Annotated in this window: 18 protein-coding genes and 1 tRNA gene; 12 read left to right on the forward strand and 7 right to left on the reverse strand. The window is 31.8% G+C overall.

What is annotated here, in order from left to right; translation table 11 throughout:
* Nucleotides 1–85: 85 nt before the first annotated feature.
* Nucleotides 86–406 carry a tetratricopeptide repeat protein gene (locus IPM51_16175; protein MBK9285834.1) on the reverse strand — a complete coding sequence of 107 codons (321 nt, stop codon included), beginning with the start codon at nt 404–406 and terminating at the stop codon, nt 86–88.
* Nucleotides 407–1,429 (reverse strand): phenylalanine--tRNA ligase subunit alpha, encoded by a 1,023-nt coding sequence (gene pheS / locus IPM51_16180; protein MBK9285835.1) that lies wholly within the window; start codon nt 1,427–1,429, stop codon nt 407–409.
* A 57-nt stretch (nt 1,430–1,486) separates the two neighbouring features.
* Here pheS and IPM51_16185 point away from each other — a divergent pair, with 57 nt between their 5' ends.
* Both IPM51_16185 and IPM51_16190 read left to right on the forward strand, forming a co-directional pair.
* Nucleotides 1,487–2,623 carry a toxin-antitoxin system YwqK family antitoxin gene (locus IPM51_16185; GenBank protein MBK9285836.1) on the forward strand — a complete coding sequence of 379 codons (1,137 nt, stop codon included), beginning with the start codon at nt 1,487–1,489 and terminating at the stop codon, nt 2,621–2,623.
* Between the two features lie 67 nt (nt 2,624–2,690).
* Nucleotides 2,691–3,311 carry a CAP domain-containing protein gene (locus IPM51_16190; GenBank protein MBK9285837.1) on the forward strand — a complete coding sequence of 207 codons (621 nt, stop codon included), beginning with the start codon at nt 2,691–2,693 and terminating at the stop codon, nt 3,309–3,311.
* A 4-nt stretch (nt 3,312–3,315) separates the two neighbouring features.
* On the opposite strand, the gene IPM51_16195 is transcribed toward IPM51_16190, so the two are convergent.
* The 3 genes from IPM51_16195 to IPM51_16205 all read right to left on the reverse strand — a co-directional run bounded on the left by IPM51_16195 (nt 3,316) and on the right by IPM51_16205 (nt 7,971).
* Entirely contained in the window at nt 3,316–5,391 is a 2,076-nt protein-coding gene (locus IPM51_16195) for a thioredoxin family protein (GenBank protein ID MBK9285838.1), read from the reverse strand.
* A gap of 30 nt (nt 5,392–5,421) precedes the next feature.
* A complete protein-coding gene (locus IPM51_16200; protein MBK9285839.1) occupies nt 5,422–5,862 on the reverse strand; it encodes a sugar transporter in 441 nt (146 codons plus the stop codon).
* 75 nt (nt 5,863–5,937) lie between these two features.
* Nucleotides 5,938–7,971, reverse strand: a complete 2,034-nt coding sequence (locus IPM51_16205) for a glycosyltransferase (protein ID MBK9285840.1) — start codon at nt 7,969–7,971, stop codon at nt 5,938–5,940.
* A gap of 20 nt (nt 7,972–7,991) precedes the next feature.
* On the opposite strand from IPM51_16205, the gene IPM51_16210 reads away from it, so the two are divergent.
* The 6 genes from IPM51_16210 to IPM51_16235 all read left to right on the forward strand — a co-directional run bounded on the left by IPM51_16210 (nt 7,992) and on the right by IPM51_16235 (nt 10,866).
* A tRNA-Arg gene (locus IPM51_16210) sits at nt 7,992–8,065 on the forward strand.
* 412 nt (nt 8,066–8,477) lie between these two features.
* Nucleotides 8,478–8,771 (forward strand): helix-turn-helix domain-containing protein, encoded by a 294-nt coding sequence (locus IPM51_16215; GenBank protein MBK9285841.1) that lies wholly within the window; start codon nt 8,478–8,480, stop codon nt 8,769–8,771.
* Between the two features lies 1 nt (nt 8,772).
* On the forward strand, nt 8,773–9,222 hold the full coding sequence (locus IPM51_16220) for a hypothetical protein (protein ID MBK9285842.1): 450 nt from the start codon (nt 8,773–8,775) through the stop codon (nt 9,220–9,222).
* 17 nt (nt 9,223–9,239) lie between these two features.
* Complete coding sequence (locus IPM51_16225) at nt 9,240–10,175, forward strand: hypothetical protein (GenBank protein ID MBK9285843.1); 936 nt, start codon at nt 9,240–9,242, stop codon at nt 10,173–10,175.
* Nucleotides 10,176–10,244: 69 nt separating this feature from the next.
* Nucleotides 10,245–10,544: a hypothetical protein gene (locus IPM51_16230; GenBank protein ID MBK9285844.1), complete on the forward strand. Its 300-nt coding sequence runs from the start codon at nt 10,245–10,247 to the stop codon at nt 10,542–10,544.
* Nucleotides 10,537–10,866: a hypothetical protein gene (locus IPM51_16235; protein MBK9285845.1), complete on the forward strand. Its 330-nt coding sequence runs from the start codon at nt 10,537–10,539 to the stop codon at nt 10,864–10,866. Before IPM51_16230 ends, IPM51_16235 begins: the two co-directional genes overlap by 8 nt.
* A gap of 286 nt (nt 10,867–11,152) precedes the next feature.
* On the opposite strand, the gene IPM51_16240 is transcribed toward IPM51_16235, so the two are convergent.
* On the reverse strand, nt 11,153–12,529 hold the full coding sequence (locus tag IPM51_16240) for a site-specific integrase (GenBank protein MBK9285846.1): 1,377 nt from the start codon (nt 12,527–12,529) through the stop codon (nt 11,153–11,155).
* A 403-nt stretch (nt 12,530–12,932) separates the two neighbouring features.
* Nucleotides 12,933–14,561 carry a hypothetical protein gene (locus IPM51_16245; GenBank protein MBK9285847.1) on the reverse strand — a complete coding sequence of 543 codons (1,629 nt, stop codon included), beginning with the start codon at nt 14,559–14,561 and terminating at the stop codon, nt 12,933–12,935.
* 242 nt (nt 14,562–14,803) lie between these two features.
* Here IPM51_16245 and IPM51_16250 point away from each other — a divergent pair, with 242 nt between their 5' ends.
* The 4 genes from IPM51_16250 to IPM51_16265 all read left to right on the forward strand — a co-directional run bounded on the left by IPM51_16250 (nt 14,804) and on the right by IPM51_16265 (nt 18,857).
* Nucleotides 14,804–16,447, forward strand: a complete 1,644-nt coding sequence (locus IPM51_16250) for a tetratricopeptide repeat protein (protein ID MBK9285848.1) — start codon at nt 14,804–14,806, stop codon at nt 16,445–16,447.
* A gap of 140 nt (nt 16,448–16,587) precedes the next feature.
* A complete protein-coding gene (locus tag IPM51_16255; protein MBK9285849.1) occupies nt 16,588–17,850 on the forward strand; it encodes an OmpA family protein in 1,263 nt (420 codons plus the stop codon).
* 136 nt (nt 17,851–17,986) lie between these two features.
* Nucleotides 17,987–18,574 (forward strand): hypothetical protein, encoded by a 588-nt coding sequence (locus IPM51_16260; protein MBK9285850.1) that lies wholly within the window; start codon nt 17,987–17,989, stop codon nt 18,572–18,574.
* Complete coding sequence (locus tag IPM51_16265; protein ID MBK9285851.1) at nt 18,567–18,857, forward strand: transcriptional regulator; 291 nt, start codon at nt 18,567–18,569, stop codon at nt 18,855–18,857. The genes IPM51_16260 and IPM51_16265 overlap by 8 nt, the downstream gene beginning before the upstream one ends.

Genomic DNA, 18,857 nt, shown 5'->3' on the forward strand with positions numbered 1-18,857 from the left:
ATCAGAAACAATTTACGAAATTGAAACTTAAATATTCAATAAAAATCAAGAATAGTTACCGTTGTACATTAATTTTTGCCAATAGTTAATCTTCCAGTAAAAAAATGGCTTCTTCAAACTCATTTTTAGCCTTTTTGTCATTAATTGTTTCAGCTAATTTTAAACCATCCTTTAAGAATTGAAGAGCAATCTCATTTTCTTGTTTAGTTTGGAAAAGTTTTCCCATTTGATAATAACAAGCGATGTATTTTGGATTAAGGATTAATACTTTTTTAAAATATTTTTCAGCTTCATTAAAATTTTCATCTGAAAAATATTCAATTCCTAAAGCGTAATTGCTAAAAACATCATTGGGGTCAGAAAGCAGAAAATTCTTTAAGTAAATTATTCTTTCTTCCCGATTCATTTAAGCTGATGTAAATTGTTTTAAAAAGCGAATGTCGTTTTCGAAAAATAAACGCAAATCTGTAATTCGATATTTCAACATGGCTATTCTTTCAATTCCCATACCAAAAGCAAAACCGCTGAATTTATTACTGTCAATTCCACAGTTTTCTAGTACCTGCGGATCAACCATGCCGCAGCCCAATATTTCAACCCAACCGCTTTGCTTGCATACACTGCATCCTTTGCCTTTACAAATTGTACAACTGATATCCATTTCGGCGCTTGGCTCGGTAAAAGGAAAATAACTTGGCCTTAGTCTTATTTTAGTATCCGGTCCAAACAGCTCTCCGGTAAAATGCTGCAAAGTTTGCTTTAAATCAGCAAAAGAAACCTTTTCATCAATGTAAAGTCCCTCCACCTGATGAAATTGACAATGCGCTCTGGCACTAACCGCTTCATTGCGATAAACTCTTCCCGGACTAATTGTACGAATAGGAGGTTTTTTGGATTCCATAATATGCACCTGTACGCTTGAGGTTTGTGTTCTTAAAACGCGTTCCGGATCCAAATTCACATAAAATGTATCTTGCATATCTCTGGCCGGATGATTTTCAGGCGTATTCAAAGCTGTAAAATTATGCCAATCATCTTCTATTTCTCTACCGTCACTCACAGTAAAACCAATTTTCGCGAACACATCAATTAATTCATTTTTGATAATGCTTAAAGGGTGTAAACTACCTGCTTGTATGCCGGGAAAGGGTGGAGTAGTATAATCAATTTTATTATCCACGGAAGAAACCTGATTGTCAAAAGTTTCTTTCAGTTGATTGATTTTTTCCTGGGCCGAATTTCTAAGAACATTTAATTTTTGACCAATCTCTTTTTTCAATTCACCAGGAACGGCTCTGAATTCCTCAAAAAGTTCAGTTATTTCACCCTTTTTGCTTAACCATTTTATTCTATACTCCTCCAACTGTTCGCGACTGGAAATGCTAAGCTCTTCCACTTCTTTTAATAATTTATTTATTTTCTCAAGCATAGTAAAATAACTCTTGGTAAAGTGCACAAAATTAAACAAATTTAAGGATTAATAAACATGCGTTTTCTGCTCTTATATTCAATGGTACTTTTTGGAGGATTTGCTTTTGGACAAATGATTAGTTTTAAAGTGATTGATGGAGATACCGTAAACATAATTGATAAGGATAGTTTGAAGCAAGGCGTTTGGAGGGAACTATATTCCAACGGGAAATTGTTATCAGAAACCGTGTATAAAAACAACAAGAAACAAGGGATTGAGATTACCTGGTATAGCAGCGGATGTACTAAAGAAGAAAAATTTTATAATAATGGAGCTTTAGACGGACCCGTTACATTTTACGATAAACATTGTAAAAAAGAATCGATTGAGAACTATAAGAATGGCGTTAAGGAAGGATTAGAAATTGTTTACCATTCAAATGGACGAATAAAATCAGAAGGAAATTTTAAAAAGGGAAATTTGGACGGAGTATACAAAGTGTATGGCCGAAACGGTGAATTTAGTTTTGAAAGCCGAACAACTACAGGGCCGGTTGATTTTGCTGCCAGTTTTGAAGATACTGCGCGGAATACGGTATTTACTGTAATGAAAAGAAACCCAAAATGGAAAAAAAATGTAATTGTAACCGATATGACGGCTTCCATGTATCCATATGCGAAGGAAATACACACCTGGTTAAAACTATTTTTTTTAAGAGATACAGCTCAACAATACTTTGCTTTTTTTAATGATGGCGACCATAAAAAAGACGCTGATAAAAAAGTGGGAATTACCGGTGGCGTTTATGTTTGCAGAGCTAAAAATTGCGATGATCTTATCAATACCATGAAGCTAACCATTAAAAAGGGCGAAGGTGGTGATTCTCCGGAAAGTGTGGTTGAACCTATTTTAACCGCATTAAAAAAAGTACGTAAACCCGATAATATAATTTTAATTGCAGATAATTGGGCCAAGGTAAGAGATTTGAATTTGATAACCCGGGTGAAAATTCCGGTGCGTGTAATTTTATGTGGCGTTTATGATGGTATGGAAATTAATACCGATTATTTGAACATTGCTTATAAAACCAAAGGATCTATACATACCATTGAACAGGATATCACCAATTTGGTTACTCAAACTTCCGGCAAAAAATTCAATATAAACGGATTTGATTATATCATCAGAAACGGCACCATTCGCGCCAATTAAATAAACTGTTACTTTTTTTCTTTATCACATTATTTATTTAATACTCTTATTAAAAAGGATTTATTAAATGATAAAAGGACAAAAAATATTTCGCACCTGCATTACTGTTTTAGTATTTTGTATTTTTAATTTAAATCATAAAGCGCAAAAAATGGATGACTTTTTTTCGAAAAAAGAAATTAAGTTGGCCAATACGGCTTCACAAGAAAAGTACTTAGATGATTTTGAAAAAGAAGTTATTTTATTGCTTAATCTGGCTAGGAGTCAACCTAAAAATTTTTTAAAATTTTACCGAGCATCTTTGCGTGTCAATCAAAATAATTGTGGTAAATCAAAAGAGGATTACTACCACAAAACGTTGGAAAAGAAATTAATGACTATGACTTCACTCCCTGTTTTAACAGCCAATGCCCAATTAACTGAATTTGCTCGCTGTTGGGCGGGTTATTGTGGGGAAAAAGGAATTACAGGCCATAATAGAAATTATTGCAAAAGTAATTACAGTGCACAATGCTGTGCATATGGAGGTGATTCTGCAAGTGATGTAGTTTGGATGCTTTTAATTGACCGAGGTGTAAAGTCATTAGGGCATAGAGAAATTTGTTTGAGCGCTAGTATAACACAAATAGGCGTGGCCAAAGAAAAGCACTTGAAATACGGATTGAATGCGGTGTTGGATTTTAAATAAAAGATTACTTTTTTTCCATTTTAAATTTAGTTATGCCTTCTCTAAGCCAAGTGGTATATTCAGGTATACTTGGATTATATCCTCTCACCGGAATTATTTTTTCTTCGTTGTGATTGAGTAGTACATATAAGGGTTGAGTACTTTGTCCATACATTTTCTCTTCCATATACTTGAATTTATCTCCAATATCCGTAATTTCTCTTTGTTTACCGTACCATTCAACAGTAATATAATCTTTTGGGTCCAAGGCTCGCTTATCATCTACATATAAAGAAACCAGTACAACTTCATTATTCAATAGTTTTGTAATTTCCAAATCAGGCCATACGTAGTCTTCGGTTTTTCTGCAATTTGCGCAAGCGTGTCCTGTGAAATCTACCAATAAAGGTTTACCAACTTTTTTAGCATAGGCCAATGCTGTATCGTAATTATTTTTAAAATGAACAATTCCGTTTTTATTGGTTTCAATAAACGCTGCGTAATCCGGATCAAATGTTGTGGTGTTTGATGAATTACTATGCTGCGTATTACTTCCTCCAAAACCGTGTGGTGATTCTGAATATTCCAAAGGCGGTAATATACCTGAAAATAATTTTAACGGAGCTCCCCAAAGTCCGGGTATTAAATATATAACAACGAAAAATGTAGCAATGGCAAAAACTAATCGCGTAACCGAAACATGTTTTAAATCGCTATCGTGAGATGTTTTAAATACACCAATGAGATATAAACCTTGTAAAAGAAAAATCACTATCCATAGACTAATAAATACCTCACGGGTTAGGTAGCCGGCTTGTACAACTAAATCTGCGTTAGACGCAAACTTTAAGGCTAAGGCTAATTCTAAAAAGCCCAAAACAACTTTTACCGAATTTAACCAGCCACCCGAAGATGGTAAAGAATTTAACCAACCCGGAAAAGCAGCAAACAATCCAAATGGAAGTGATAGCGCTAAAGCAAATCCAAACATTCCCCAAAATGGACCTCCTAACTTTCCGGTAGATGCGGCTTCTACTAATAAGGTTCCGATTATGGGTCCGGTACACGAAAAAGAAACTAAAGCTAAGGTGAAGGCCATGAAAAAGATTCCTATGAGTCCGCCTTTATCAGCCTTGGAGTCCATTTTATTCACAAATGAGCTTGGTAATACAATTTCAAAAGCCCCAAGGAATGAGGCCGCAAACACAAGTAATAAAACAAAAAAGGAAAGATTAAACCACACATTAGTGGAAAGTGTATGCAAGGCACCTGCGCCAAAAATCATAGTTACCCCTAAGCCAAGGCCTACATAAAGTAAAATAATAAATGAGGCATAAATCAATGCATTTTTGATTCCCTCCGCTTTTGATTTACTTCTTTTGGTAAAGAATGATACGTTCATGGGAATCATTGGGAATACGCAAGGCGTTAGTAATGCAGCGAATCCTCCAATAAACCCGGCAAGGAAAATAGAAAACCATCCACCGGCTCCGGGTTCTTTTGTATCATCAACGGCCGTAACTTTAGCATCAACTGCGGCTGTAGTTTTCGTGTTGGCCAGGGTTGGATTAGCAGTAATTAAAGTATCAATAATTTGTACGGTTGCAAGAGCTGTAGTGTTTGTTTCAGTGGTAACTGTTTGTAAACACACAGGCGCAGCATCAATTTCGAATTTAAAATCCTCTGTTGGTGGAAAGATACATTGAGCCGAATCACATTGCTGTGCTTCGTATTTTCCTTTAATGGTAATTTTACCGCTTTTTAATATTTTAACGCGCTGTACAAAACTCACATTTCCTTCGTGCGATAAAACATCCATTTCAAATTGATTATCAAATTCTTTGTGTGGTTTTGGCTCCGTCATTTTTCCAATCTTTTCATAATCAGAAGAAGCTTTGAAGTTAAAGGCTGTGGCATTTGGACCCGCAGGATCGGTTTGATGAATGGAGAAAATATGCCAATGTTTATCAATTTTAGCTTTAAAAATTAAATCATATTCGCAATCGGTTATTTTTTTTGATTCCATGCTCCACTGTACGTGAACCACTTGTGCGCTTAATAATGAACTGACAAATAGAAAGAGTAGAAATAATTTTTTCATAACCGATATTTAAACAGTAAAAATACTATTTTATTTTACTTGAACACTAACATTAACCGGACCTTCCATAATACACATGGCGTCATTACAAACCATATATTCAATAGTAATCGGTATTTCGAATTGGCTTGCGTTTAATTTTATTTTTTGCTTGAATTCGGCATGCTCATCAAACACATAAACCTTCGTGTCAAAAGTTTTATCAAATTCCTCTTTTGCCGCACTCTCTTCTGTTTGTCCAATTAACTCAAATCCCGGATTTATTTTGAATTTAAAAACAGTAGGTATTGGCCCATCAGATGGTTTTTGAGAATAGGTATGCCAACCCTTTTCTATCTCAGCTTTTATTAAAACTTCACCTTCTTTATCACCGGTTTTTTTAAACTCTGTTAACCATTTCACATGCTTTTCATTTTGTGCAAATGAAAATAGGCTTAATAAAACAGAAAAAATAATCAGACTTTTTTTCATAGCAAGTAAAACTCTAAGTTGAAATAAAAAAGGGAGGAATACAAGAGGCAAAAATAGCTTTAACATTATTAAACACTAGTTGCCTAGTTTTTGCATATTCTTATAAAGAATGAATATATCATTTTCAATTTTATAATCTTTAGAATAATCTAGTAAAGCACGGTTAATTTGATCGGGGCTTGTTTTTTCGATTGGATCATAAGGAATTAATATAGATGGACGAATACTGGGTAAATCCTTACGAAGCGCTTTGCCGTAACCCACCCATGAATTTATTCCCAATAATACCTTGAAACAATTTATTAAAAAGTTGAATTTATTTTTCTGGAACCAAATCCAAATCCAAAAAAATACAAGTAAAAACAAACTCACACTAATATCCAATAGTCTTTTTTTCCTTTTGTTTTCAGGTCGCCCTACGTTATTAAAATCAATTACATATAAATCGCCGGCTGTATCAATACTATTGCTGCCAATAATGGATAAACTTTCGGGAGGTGCTATTTTAAACTCTACCCCTTTAGTTACAAAGGTTACCATTTTATCAATTATTTCTTTTGAAGAAATATCTCGGGCACAAAAAATAATTTCCTGAATATTGTGCACATCAATTATTTCATTTATCTGACTGAATTGCCCCAAGTAATTTTCTTTTTTTACCCCATTGCTTTCTGAGCTTACAAAACCTATAAAGTCAGCTTTTAATTTGGTTTGTTCCAGGATCACTTTCACTCTTTCGTATTCCATTTCACTGCCAATAATGGCAATTCTGTTGCTCTTATGATAAGCACCCAGTTTGAATTTCTGAATTCCAGTAAAATGATAAATTAATCGTGTAATTAAATAAATCAAAAGTGTGCTAACGGAACCTATTAATATTAAAGCTCTTGAAAAGCGATAGTATTCAGGTAATAAAGAGTAAATAATCAGAATCAAGGCCGTGCCCGCAAAAACCCCTCGTACTATTTTTTTAAGTTTGAGCGGATTATCATAACCGCCGCTTATGTACACAAAGAACATCCAAATAAGTGTATAAACCGGAAAAAATAGATTCACCATTTCATTAGAATAAAAATTCGGATAAAGTTTAAAATGGGTTTCGTAAAAATATTTGCAGATAAATAAACCCGAAATAATGAGCGTGAGATCAATCGAAGGAATTAATAATTGTTTAAAAACTCTAGTTAAGATGGCCGCGCCTGCACGCAAATAAATAGCCAAGTAAATTAGAAATGAAAAACTTCGCGCATGACTTTGCGAAAAATGTTTTTTGGCAAAAATGGCCATTGCTTTGTAAAAAACAATCACATAATTTACACTACTTTTTTTGGTGCTTTCTCCCTTGTAATGTATGATGTTACTTTCTGCAAAATAATAATTATTCCATCCGCCTTTGGTAATTCGGTAACTTAAATCAATATCTTCTCCATACATGAAAAAAGTTTCATCCAGGTAACCTATTTTATCCAGCACTTCCTTGCGCATCATCATAAACGCACCGCTTAACACATCCACTTTATGGTTTTGATTCTTATTTAAAAAAGTTAAATGGTATTGGCCGAATTTTTTGGAATGAGGAAATAATTTGGCTAGTCCAAAAATCTTATAAAAAGCTACCTGTGGAGTAGGCAGGCCTCTTTTACTTTCCGGTAAAAAATTACCTTTCCCATCTAGCATTTTAATTCCCAATCCCCCACAATCTGCGCGCGCCTCCATAAAATCAATACATTTTTGAAAGGTGTCTTCTTGAACCACCGTGTCGGGATTTAAGAGTAAAACAAATTTTCCTTGCGTCAGCTTTAGGGCTTGGTTATTGGCAACGGCAAAGCCCGTATTTTCCCGATTTGCTATTAAGTGAACTTGAGGAAATTTTTCTTTGAGCATTTGCACCGATCCGTCAACCGAGTTGTTATCAACCACAAAAACCTCTGAATCAATGTTCTTAAGGGCTTTGAATACTGAAAATAAACACTGTTCTAAAAAGTGTTTAACATTGTAATTAACTATAATAACGCTTAGCTGCAAAGGGATAAAACGATTGTACGCTAAAATAATTATAATTGTACAGATAATTCTTTTTTTTACCTTTGCAATCCTTAAAAATGTCAATTTAGACGTTATCGGTAAAGGGTCCCATAGCTCAACTGGATAGAGCAACGGTTTTCTAAACCGTAGGTCGTGGGTTCGAGTCCCGCTGGGACTACTAATAAAAAGTAGTCAATTTTGTTATAAAGCAATGTAATACAATAAGTTACATTGCTTTTTTTATTTGATTGAAAACACACAGTTAAAACATGGTTAAAACAATGCTCAATTAGAGTCTTCTATATGTTTAATTTATTAATAGCATTAAACAATAATTTCTTATTTATCTACTTCTACTAATCATAGATTAATGGATTTGTTTCTGTCTTAATAATTTCTTTTTTTAATTTTTATATTTTCAGTATCAAGCAGTTAATGCACTTTCTTGCATTGATTTAAATTCTTATTGGTTAATAATCTTTCTTTTTAGGTATATCTTAAATAAGGTTACATCCCTTTTGATGTATTCAGATGCAAATTTTTTTTGTGTGTTTGAAGATTAAGAAAAAAAACAATTAAATAAATATAAAATGAAAAATGAAGAAGTAATGGCAATAATGCCACAGTCAGAACTAAGTCAGATTAAAACTGACATTGAGTTCATCAAAGAAACTCTTTCTGCAAAAGGGGAAGAAGATTTTACGAAACAATATATTGATTCTAAAAAAGTCCCAAAGCTTTTGAATATAAGCATAAGGACTTGGCAAAATTACAGGGATAATAATGAAATCCCCTTTATACAGTTTGGTCAAAAAATTTGGGTGAAAAGAAAAGACTTAGAAGCTTTCTTAGAAAAGTATTATATAAACACTAAACAAAAATAATATGGATAAGACATATATAGAGCCAAGATATTCTTCAATAACTTATGAATTGAAAGAAAGCACTAAAGCAAGTTATTATTACAAGGAAGGTAAAAAAGGGATATTGCCAAATAGAATTGGCATTGGAAACTTTAGCAATAACAGTTCCTCAGCAATCCATAAGTTAAGAATAGTTGAACTAAAAGCAAACTATAAAAAGTTTGAAAATGGGAAATATAAAGGTCTCAACAAAGGTGACTCAATACACACCTCAATTTATCCTTTAGATATTAATTATAATTTTTCTGGTTATGGGATTCTTGATGAAAGACATAAAATATATGACTTGGTAGTGTTTGAAAACCTAAATACAAAAGTTGTAACAATTCATCATTTTGAAGGAATGGCAAAGCCTGAGTATCAAAATTTGGTTTGGAGTTTTCTAATTGATAAAAAACAAATTATAGAGTAAGATTCAATAAAGCTTTGATGAATTATGATTACATAGAAACTTCAACTTTTGTCAAAAAGGATAAAATCTATTTTGGAGACTTAGAGCCAATATCAGTTAATAGATTTGGATGGGAGAATTTTTCTATTAGCCTTAATAACAATTTAATACAAGTGAGATATAATAATGTCAATAATGAGTTAAAGATTCAAGGAAGTTTGCCAAAGTTTATTGAAGGACAAAACTATCAGAATGAAAACAATAAAATTTCAGAAGCAATTTATATTCTGTCTGACACAATAGACTTCAATTTATTTGACTCAACTGTTTTGTGTTTGGAAACAGGAATAACATTTGAGACAATGATTAAGCCAAAATATATTTTCAATAGTCATAGAAAAATTAAAGGAATGAAAACTCAGTTTTATGATAAAGGAATTGAATTTAAAGGCAGTTTGCACAATATCAAGTTTTATGATGCTGGATATAGAATGAAGAAGGCTTTAAGTAATGAGATAAGAGAAAACCTAACTTATAATAAAGGTTATAACCCTCAAATGGATTATTTAAGATTTGAAATTAAATACAAAAAACCCAGCCATTTTTTTAGAAGGGAAGTAATAGTAAAATGTTTATTTGATGAAAAGTTTAATAAAGAATGTAAAATTAATTTAATGGAAGAATACAATAAGATTGTAAAAACAGGTTATTACAAAATTCCGGAAAACAAAAGGCAATGCAATTTTGAAACTTTAGAATGGATTTTGTTATGTGAAAAAGGCTTAGAGTTTGGCTTTAGCCCAGAAGATTGTTTGAAGTCATTAATCAATTCAATACCTGAATCAAATCTGAATAAGGAAGATAAGAAAAACAGAAAGAAAAAAATAAATGCAATTAAAAGGAAAATAAAGGCTAATGAAGGTAGTAGGTATGACCTCAGCCAAGAATTAAAAAAAGGTTTGGGATTGCAATAACCTTTTACTTAAGATTAAAAAAGGGTAATATACAACCCCATCACATAGTTAAAACAATAAATAACAGTTATGCCATTTAAAAAAGGAGATAATAATATAAATAGGGAAGGAAGACCTAAGGGAACTTCTTATGCCATTAAACTAAGGGAACAAATAACAGAGTATTGTGAAGCTAACTTGCTTTACTTCCTTGAGGAAATGAAGTCAATGAAGGCTGGTCATGCCAAATCACAGGCTTTTCTTGCATTACTCAATTTTGCATTACCAAAATTAACAGAGTCAAACTCATACATTGATATTGATAAGCTATCAAATCAAGAATTAGACTCCCTGTTAGAAAGACATTTAAATACTAATGAAAATGAATAACATTAAAGCTCTTAATCCAGAAGCCAAGAAAAGGCTATTTAAAGCTCTTTTAAAGGGGTTAATTACTAAAAATGACATCAAGGAAGGGAGTGAGGTAGTAAGGCTTTTAAATCAAAAGTATTGCCTTATTCATATCAAAATGGGAGAAATAAACTCCTATTCCTTTGATGGGAATAAAATTGATGAGGTTGAATTTAATAGGCTTTCTACATTATCAAAAGCTTTAGGAATTGAAAGTAAGGAAGTAATTGCAGACTTTGGGATAAAAGTAATTGATACAGGTTATCCCTTAGCCAATTCTGAAGATGAAATAATTTTATAAATTTCTACGGAAAAAATCAATGAAAGTTTATATTAGAAATATAAGGGAACTATTTAAAATTTGGTAGCATGGAACTCATTGGATATTTTTATGTAATTGGATGTTTTGGTTTCACTATCACAGGAATTAGAATGGCATTTAATAACAAGGGGTAAAGGACTTAAAGGATGGGAGAAATAAAAATGAGTTTGGATGTTAAAGCTCATGTGATAATGACTATAAAAGAATTTTCATTTCGCAAAAATCATTTTAAGTAAGATTCTGATATTACAATTGATTTATTAGATCAAATCCCATCAAATGTAGTTTCAAAAGCTTTGTCTAATGATTCATCATCAAGGCTTTTCAAATAGGATTCAGTCTGTTTAATAGAAGAATGCCTTAGAGCCTTTGAGATATCATAAATTGATACATTTTTGCTTCTTGCCAAATCACTAAAGGTATGTCTGGCAATGTGTGTTGAAATTGATTTTTTAATGTCTGCCAATTTCGCAATTTCCTTTAAACATTTATTTATTTCAGCTGTTTTAGTAGACAGCAAATTATCAAATTGTAAGGGGTTTAATGCTTCATTTTCCTCATTTAAAAAGGGAAAAATATATTGTTGAGGTTGATTGCTTTTACTTGAATATAAATCCAAAATTTTTAAAGCTTCTTTATTTAACATTACAGAAACATTTTTTTTGTTTTTACCCATTTTATAATTTAATCTCCCTTCTTCTATATTCTCCCATTTAATTTGAAGTAGGTCACCAATCCTTATCCCAGCATTGAAAAAGCTAAATAAGAAACAGTTTTTTGAATGGAACATCAAAGTACTACTTTCCAATTTAACACCCTTAAATCTTTTTATTTCTTCAATAGAAAGCTTTGCTTTTTTAGTATCAGAATCTTGTTTTAGTTTGAAAGTAAAAAAGGGGTTTTTTTCTTGTTTGAACAAACCTTCTTTGATTGCTCTATAAAGAATAGTTCTAATGCCTTTAAAGTTTTTATGTATTGTATTGGTTTTATTACCCTCTTTTTTCATCCAACCTTCAAATTGCCTTAATAAATCTGGGGTTAAATTACTAAATGTTAAATCTTCTTTTTTAATTATTGAGTCATTTTCAATACTTGCATTAGCATCAATAGGATTATGCCTATTTAAAAACTGTTCTAATCTATTCACAATAGAATTGAATCTTTTATATGACTTTATATTTCCGGAAACCAATTCATCTTTTACAACCTTTTGTGCAAATGATAAGTAACTATCTTTAGAGTATTCAAGTCCTGTTTTTTCTCCTTGTTTAAGTAATTTAAATACAAGATTAATATCCTTTAAATGGTTATGTTTCTTAATTTCATCTTTTACTTTTTGTAGTTTCTCTTCAATTTCTGCATTAATTTTTTTGTTTTTAAGATTCACCCTTACTTTAGAGTATTCCTTTTTCAATGCTTTTAAGCTATCTGAATTGAGTTCAATTTGTTGTTTTTCTTTAATTCTGGGTTTAGAACTATATAGGCAAGATGTATTCTTATCCCAATTCTCCTTAAAGCAAGTTTGACCAGTGCTTAGATAAATAGATTTCCTTAAAGCAGTTACTCTTACTAATATAGGGGATTCTCCATTGGAGTACTTTTTACCTGTAAATAATACATTTTTTACTTTATAATCTGTCATAGTTAAATGGTTAAAACATGGTTAAAACATTACATTCATTCAGTTACTTTTATTTGCTTTCCTTTGTATCTCATATTTGATAATGAAATATGTTTGTTATTGGAAACTTGCATAAAGGTATGAAAATAAGTGTAAAAAAAGGAGTCCCGCTGGGACTACACAGTAGTCACAAAACCCCGCAAAAGCGGGGTTTTTTTGCATTAAGTCAATAAACGGTAATTAAAAGTTCGCAAATTACCGTTGTAATTTACAGAATGGATTAATTAAAAATTGACTTTATAGTTTAAAGGAATTAAGCAATTAGATTCCTTTCACGTTATTTTAATAAGTTCTTTTTGTCAAGAATTCTGCAATTTTAATAAGGAAAAAGTATGAAGTTTTATGGCCCATCAAGTTTTGACTGTCAAAACTGTTTATTTAACTTTTCTAACTTTCTTTTATATTCACTTACCGATACCGACTCAAAGGTCAATCCTTCAAAAGGCTCTTTGCTAATAGATGTTTGGTGAATGGCCATCTTAAGCTGTCCGTTTTCTGTTTTTAAACCCACAATGGTAATTTTTTCATTGAGCGGCGCATTTCCAACAAATCCTCTTGGATCACAGTTTACTATTGATTTTAATGAATCAAATACAATCAAAACACTTTCATTTTCCTTCACTTTTACATAATAATCCACTCTGTTAGGGGTTGAATTAAATTTATCACAGTTTATCCATCCTAATTTTGTGGTGTTTAGCAAAAAATAGTTCTTAGCGTTTTGTAAATTCTCCTCTTTACCTTCTGAAGTGGACAATTTTTCTTCATTTTCCAACCGTAATCTTTTTAAGTTTTTTTCATACTCCTCATTTATTAGAAAATTCCGCCTTTGTTTTATTTTATATTCATCTATAGTCACAACATTATTTAAATATTTCTTTGCCTTCTCATAGTCTATAAGTTTTGCATTAGGGTTTAAGGTAACGGTGGTAGCTATCAAACTATCGGCATTACACTTACCCATTTTTAATAATTTCTGGTAATAATCCTGATTAAGATGTGATTTGTAGTTTAGTTTCACCTCAACAGCTACATTCACTTTGAGGTTTTGACTGATGATGGGGTTATATATTTCATTAAATTTAATTGAATTTCTGGTATTAGGAGTTTTATAACATATCAGATTTCCGGAAGTATCAATATAAGCACTTACTTTTTTCGTTCGTATACTTGAACCGTACAACAATTCTCTGAGTGGTATTTTCATTTGAGCTTGCAGGTTTTCCTTTTTTGAACAGGTATTTAGTGGTTTTAACTTCGAACCTTCATTCGTGAAAGGCAAGCCGGCATCTGGTAAAATAATACTTTGAGGAAAAAAACCTCCACCACTTCTCCATCGTTGTGCCCTTGCTAAAATACTAGAGCCTGGCACCCAATTTACAATGTTATTATCACGAACTCCATTAAATAACTGCATGCGATCCACTGAGGCGGTGGATGACTGTGGCATAGCAATAGCAATGTTTTTGCCGGGACTTAAAATGCAACTATCATTACTTAATTTATCGAGACCTTGAATAAGAATCATTCCACCGGTTTCCAGTAATTGATCGTAGCTTTTCGTACTTAATCCAGCCATTATCATGTCTGATATTTTATAAAATTCCTTTACCGAAATTTTAACCTGTCCTGTAATTGGCTTTAAAGTGGAACTATTTAAAAATGCTTGAGCCGGAATGGCAAGTAGAGTACCCTCTTTACATTTAAGTATTGTATCTCTGTTTGTTTTTATAACAAAGTGAGAAGCCTTTTTGCGCGTGCGTTTTTTTAATTGTGCCAAACTATTCATCTTTTCTATCAACAGGTTGGGTGAAGTGACAGAATTAATGGATTTCTCATTTTTATTTCCCGTTATGACGGAACTACACTCGTAAGTGCTAGAAGAATCCTGTGAAGAGAGTTTTGAATATTGTCCTTTTTCCGTTTCTTGGCAAGAAGATAGTGTTAAGGCAATAAAACCAAGGGCTGCCAATAATTTTTTTTTTACTTTCATATTTTTATTTATTAAGTGATTTCAATTTTAAGCGATTAGCGAATTACTGTTTTTAAAAAACAATTACTCACCTGTGTATAAAGTATAAGTAAACAGAAGGGAAAAGTTACATTACGTTTTTTTAAACAGAATAGTAAAACTTTGAAAAGCAGATTGGGCTCAAATATTTGTAATTATAACGCCTATTACAGTTAATAATTAATTTACCGAAGAATTAATAAATTTTTTTATTAAATTTCACTATGAAATTAAAACAAATTATCTCTGTTTTCATTTTATTGGCATTTGCAAAAGTAATTCAGGGGCAAAGACCAAAAATTGATTCATTGCGGATTGCATTGAGCCAAGAAAAATCGGACACATCAAAAGTTAAATTATTAATGTATTTAAGCGATTTAACTGTACAACAAATGCCGGATAGTTGCTTAAGTTACAATAAACGTGCGCTTGAAATTTGTGAAAATGGTATTAAAAAACATGCAATGAAAAGTAAAACAGCATACATTAATGTGTTTTATTATAATCAAAAAGCTGTTGCGTTAGATAATGTCGGGTATTTTTACAATCTGCATGGAGATTTTCAGTCTGCTGTAGATGCATTTAACACATCTCTTCAAATTAATAAGGAATTTAGAAATTATCATGATGCGGCAATAGGGCTCAATAATCTGGCCTTTGTTTTTAACAATCAAGGTTTAATTGAAAAAGCAATTCAGTATTATCAAGAAAGCATTCGTTATTGTGATTCAACTAAAAATTTAAAATTGATGGCTGCATGTTTTGCCAATTTAGCTAATATTTATAATAATAGGGCTGAACACAGCAAAGCTACCGAACTTTTTATGGAAGCATTAAGTATAAGAGAGAAAATTAACGATAAGGCGGGTATAGCAAAATCGATGATGGATTTGGCTATAATTTGTGAGGAAGCGGGAGAATTGGAAAAAGCCAAGTTGTATTTTAATAAAAGCATAAAAATGAATATGGAATTGGGAGACAAAAGAGAGCTTTCAACGGCATACAATAATTTAGGATTTTTATATAAAAGCAATAAGGAATATTCATTGGCTTTACAATATTATTTTCAAAGTTTGGCCCTAAGAAAAGAAATTAAATTTCACAAAGGTGTAGCAAATAGTTATAACAATATCGCGAAGTTGTACATGGGCATTGAAAAAAACGATTCTGCCTTAAAGTACTTTCATAAAAGCCTCGATATAAGAGAGAATATTGGAGATAAAAGCGGTATGGCCACTTGTTATAATAATATATCCGAATTGTTTTTTAAAAACAAGAAGCATGAAAAATCCATTTTATTTGCAAAAAAGGGACTTTCTCTTGGAATGGAATTAGGTAATCCTTCCCACATTTCCAGCAGCGCTTTGGAATTATGTAATAATTATAAAGTGTTAGGCAATTATAAGGAGGCATTAACAAATTTTGAACTTTATATTCATATGCGCGATTCTGTTATAAACGAAGCTTTTAAAAAGTCAGCGTTAAAAACGCAAATTAAATATGAGTTTGAAAAAAAGGCTGCTGCAGATTCAGTAGCTCATGCAAAAGAAAATGAAGTAAAAAATGCTCAATTAGAAACTCAAAAAGCTCAACTTTCAATTAAAAAAAATCAACAATATGCCTTGTTAATGGGATTACTGCTTGTTTTGTTATTTGCCGGATTTATGTTTAATAGGTTTAAAATAACGCAAAAACAAAAGAAAATAATTGAAAAACAAAAGGAAATGGTTGAAAACCAAAAAAATCTCGTTGAAGAAAAACAAAAAGAAATACTGGATTCAATTTATTATGCCAGGAGGATACAGTTAGCTCAAATTCCATCTGAAAAACAAGTTGATGTATTGCTGAAAAAAAGTATGATTCTTTAAATAACTAATCTAACTTTAAATTTCTCCTAAAAAATCATAATTGCTTGAATTGACATGGGTTTCAGACCTAATTTTTAATAATTCAATTTGTTCTTTATTAAATCTGTATTTTAAATTACCTATCTTAGCTTAATCGCCATATGCGCCTTTATTCATTTTTAATATTATTTTTAATTTCAGCAATAGTAACCAATGCCCAAAAAGGCAATGTTAGCGGTGATACCATAGGTGCTATTTTTAATGAAAAAATAATAGCATATAATGCCGATGGTGAAATAAGTCCCATCAAAATTCCGGATAAAGGACATTATTTTTTAGTTTATCGTTTTAAAGGTTTTGATCCGCGCAGGGTGGAAACCATTGATTCCGTTCGGGCATTGGAAGAAAAAATCACAACAATTTTGCTAGGTGGAATGGTAGATAACTTAAAAGTGATTTGTTTATCCTATGATAAAGGGGAGGAGTATAAAAAATGGTGCGAGAATATTAAAAAAAGTCCACCTTTTAAAGAAAGCGTAAAGTATACGGTGGAGTACAAGAATTTAAACGGACATCCTGATAGTGAGGCCAGATGCCGTGATTTGTTTACCAAAGTTACTTTGTTTGGCCCCGATGGTAAATTTCTTTCTTATTCCAGTTCAATTGCCAAATTCAGGTATCATTTAAAAAACGAAAAGATATTAATTAAAGGAAAAATAGTTTCAGAAAAAGATGGAGTAGAAGAACCTATAGAAGAAATGGATGTGCATGTTGAAGCCAGTAACAAACGAGATACATTAGCCAAGGGAAAAACAGATAAATATGGAGATTTTGCAGTGAAAATTCCGAATAATGACACCGCTTACATCATCAAAGCCAATGCCAAAGATAAAAATGTGGGGATACTGAAATTACTAACGCAAGAAGGAAAGAAAATATCATACATGTTCAAATCTAATAAAGGATTTGAGTTTAAATTATTAAAAGCAGATATTTTAGAATTAGCGGAAATGAAGGTAGACGAAGATATAACCATGTCCATCAAAAAATTCCAATCTAGTCAGGAAAAAGAGTTGTTGGTTATTGAGGATATTATTTACGAAAAAGACCAGTATCGTTTAACATCATCTACTGAAGAAGTTTTAAATAAAGTGTTATCCAATTTAAATAAAAACGAAAAAATGAAATTGGAAATTATTTCACACACCGATTCACAAGGAGATGACCAATTCAATTTAAAGTTGTCTGAAAAAAGAGCGCAGGTTGTTGCCGAATATCTGATTGAAAAAGGAATAGATAAAAAAAGAATTACCCATAGTGGGAAAGGAGAAACCCAAATTCGCAATCGTTGCTTCAATAATATTAACTGTTCGGATAAAGAACACGGTTACAACAGAAGAACTGAATTTAAGTTCAGTAAATAAGCATAATTTCTGATCCAAGACCCTACCGTAAAAATTAACAAGCTGAATAACAATTGTTTACAAGTATTAAGCATGAAAATTTGGTTTATAATGTAAACTACTTTACATTTGTGAAGAATTAATTAACATGACAAACATGAATCAAGAAGAAACATTTAGTGCAGAACAAAGCATGGCTACTATTACCGGTATGATACAGGCTGCTAAAAATAAATTGGCTGACGACGGCTTTTTATTGATTTTTTGGGGATGGTTGGTTACAGTTGCTGCGCTTATTAATTACATAAGTATACACATGCAATTTGAAAAAGGATATTTAGTGTGGCCTGTGCTAATGCCTTTAGGTGGAATTGTATCGGCTGTTTACGGATATAAACAAGGCAAAAAGAAAACGGTTAAAACGCATATAGATTCTTATTTGAGCTTTATTTGGGGATCTTTTTTAATAAGCATGTTTATTGCCTTAGGATTTATGCCTTTTCACGGCATTAAGTCAACTTATTTTATTTTAATGATTTTATATGGCATTGCTACATTTACAACAGGTGGCATACTTGGTTTTAAACCTTTAATTTTTGGCAGTTTAGTATCTTTTGCCTGTGCAATAATTTCTGTTTTTCTTTCCGAGCCTGATCAATTACTCATCATTGCTATTGCATTAATATTTAGTTACATCATTCCCGGTCATTTACTACGCAATAAATTTAAGTCGCAGCATGTTTAATGATTTGGATACCATATTGCATTCACAATTACGTTTAGCCGTGATATCCTTGCTGGTTACGGTTAAAGAAGCAGAGTTTACCTATTTGAAAGAACAAACCAAAGCAACAGCCGGAAATTTAAGTGTACAAATTCAAAAGTTAAAGGATGCAGGTTATATTGAAGTAGAAAAAAAATTTAAAGACAATTATCCGCAAACCTTATGCAGAATTACAGATGCCGGACTCAAAGCATTTGAAATTTATTTTAAAAACATACAAGCTTATTTAAAACCTAAAAAATAA

The sequence above is a fragment of the Sphingobacteriaceae bacterium genome, from assembly GCA_016715905.1.
In the GTDB taxonomy this organism is placed as follows: Bacteria; Bacteroidota; Bacteroidia; order B-17B0; family Aurantibacillaceae; genus Aurantibacillus.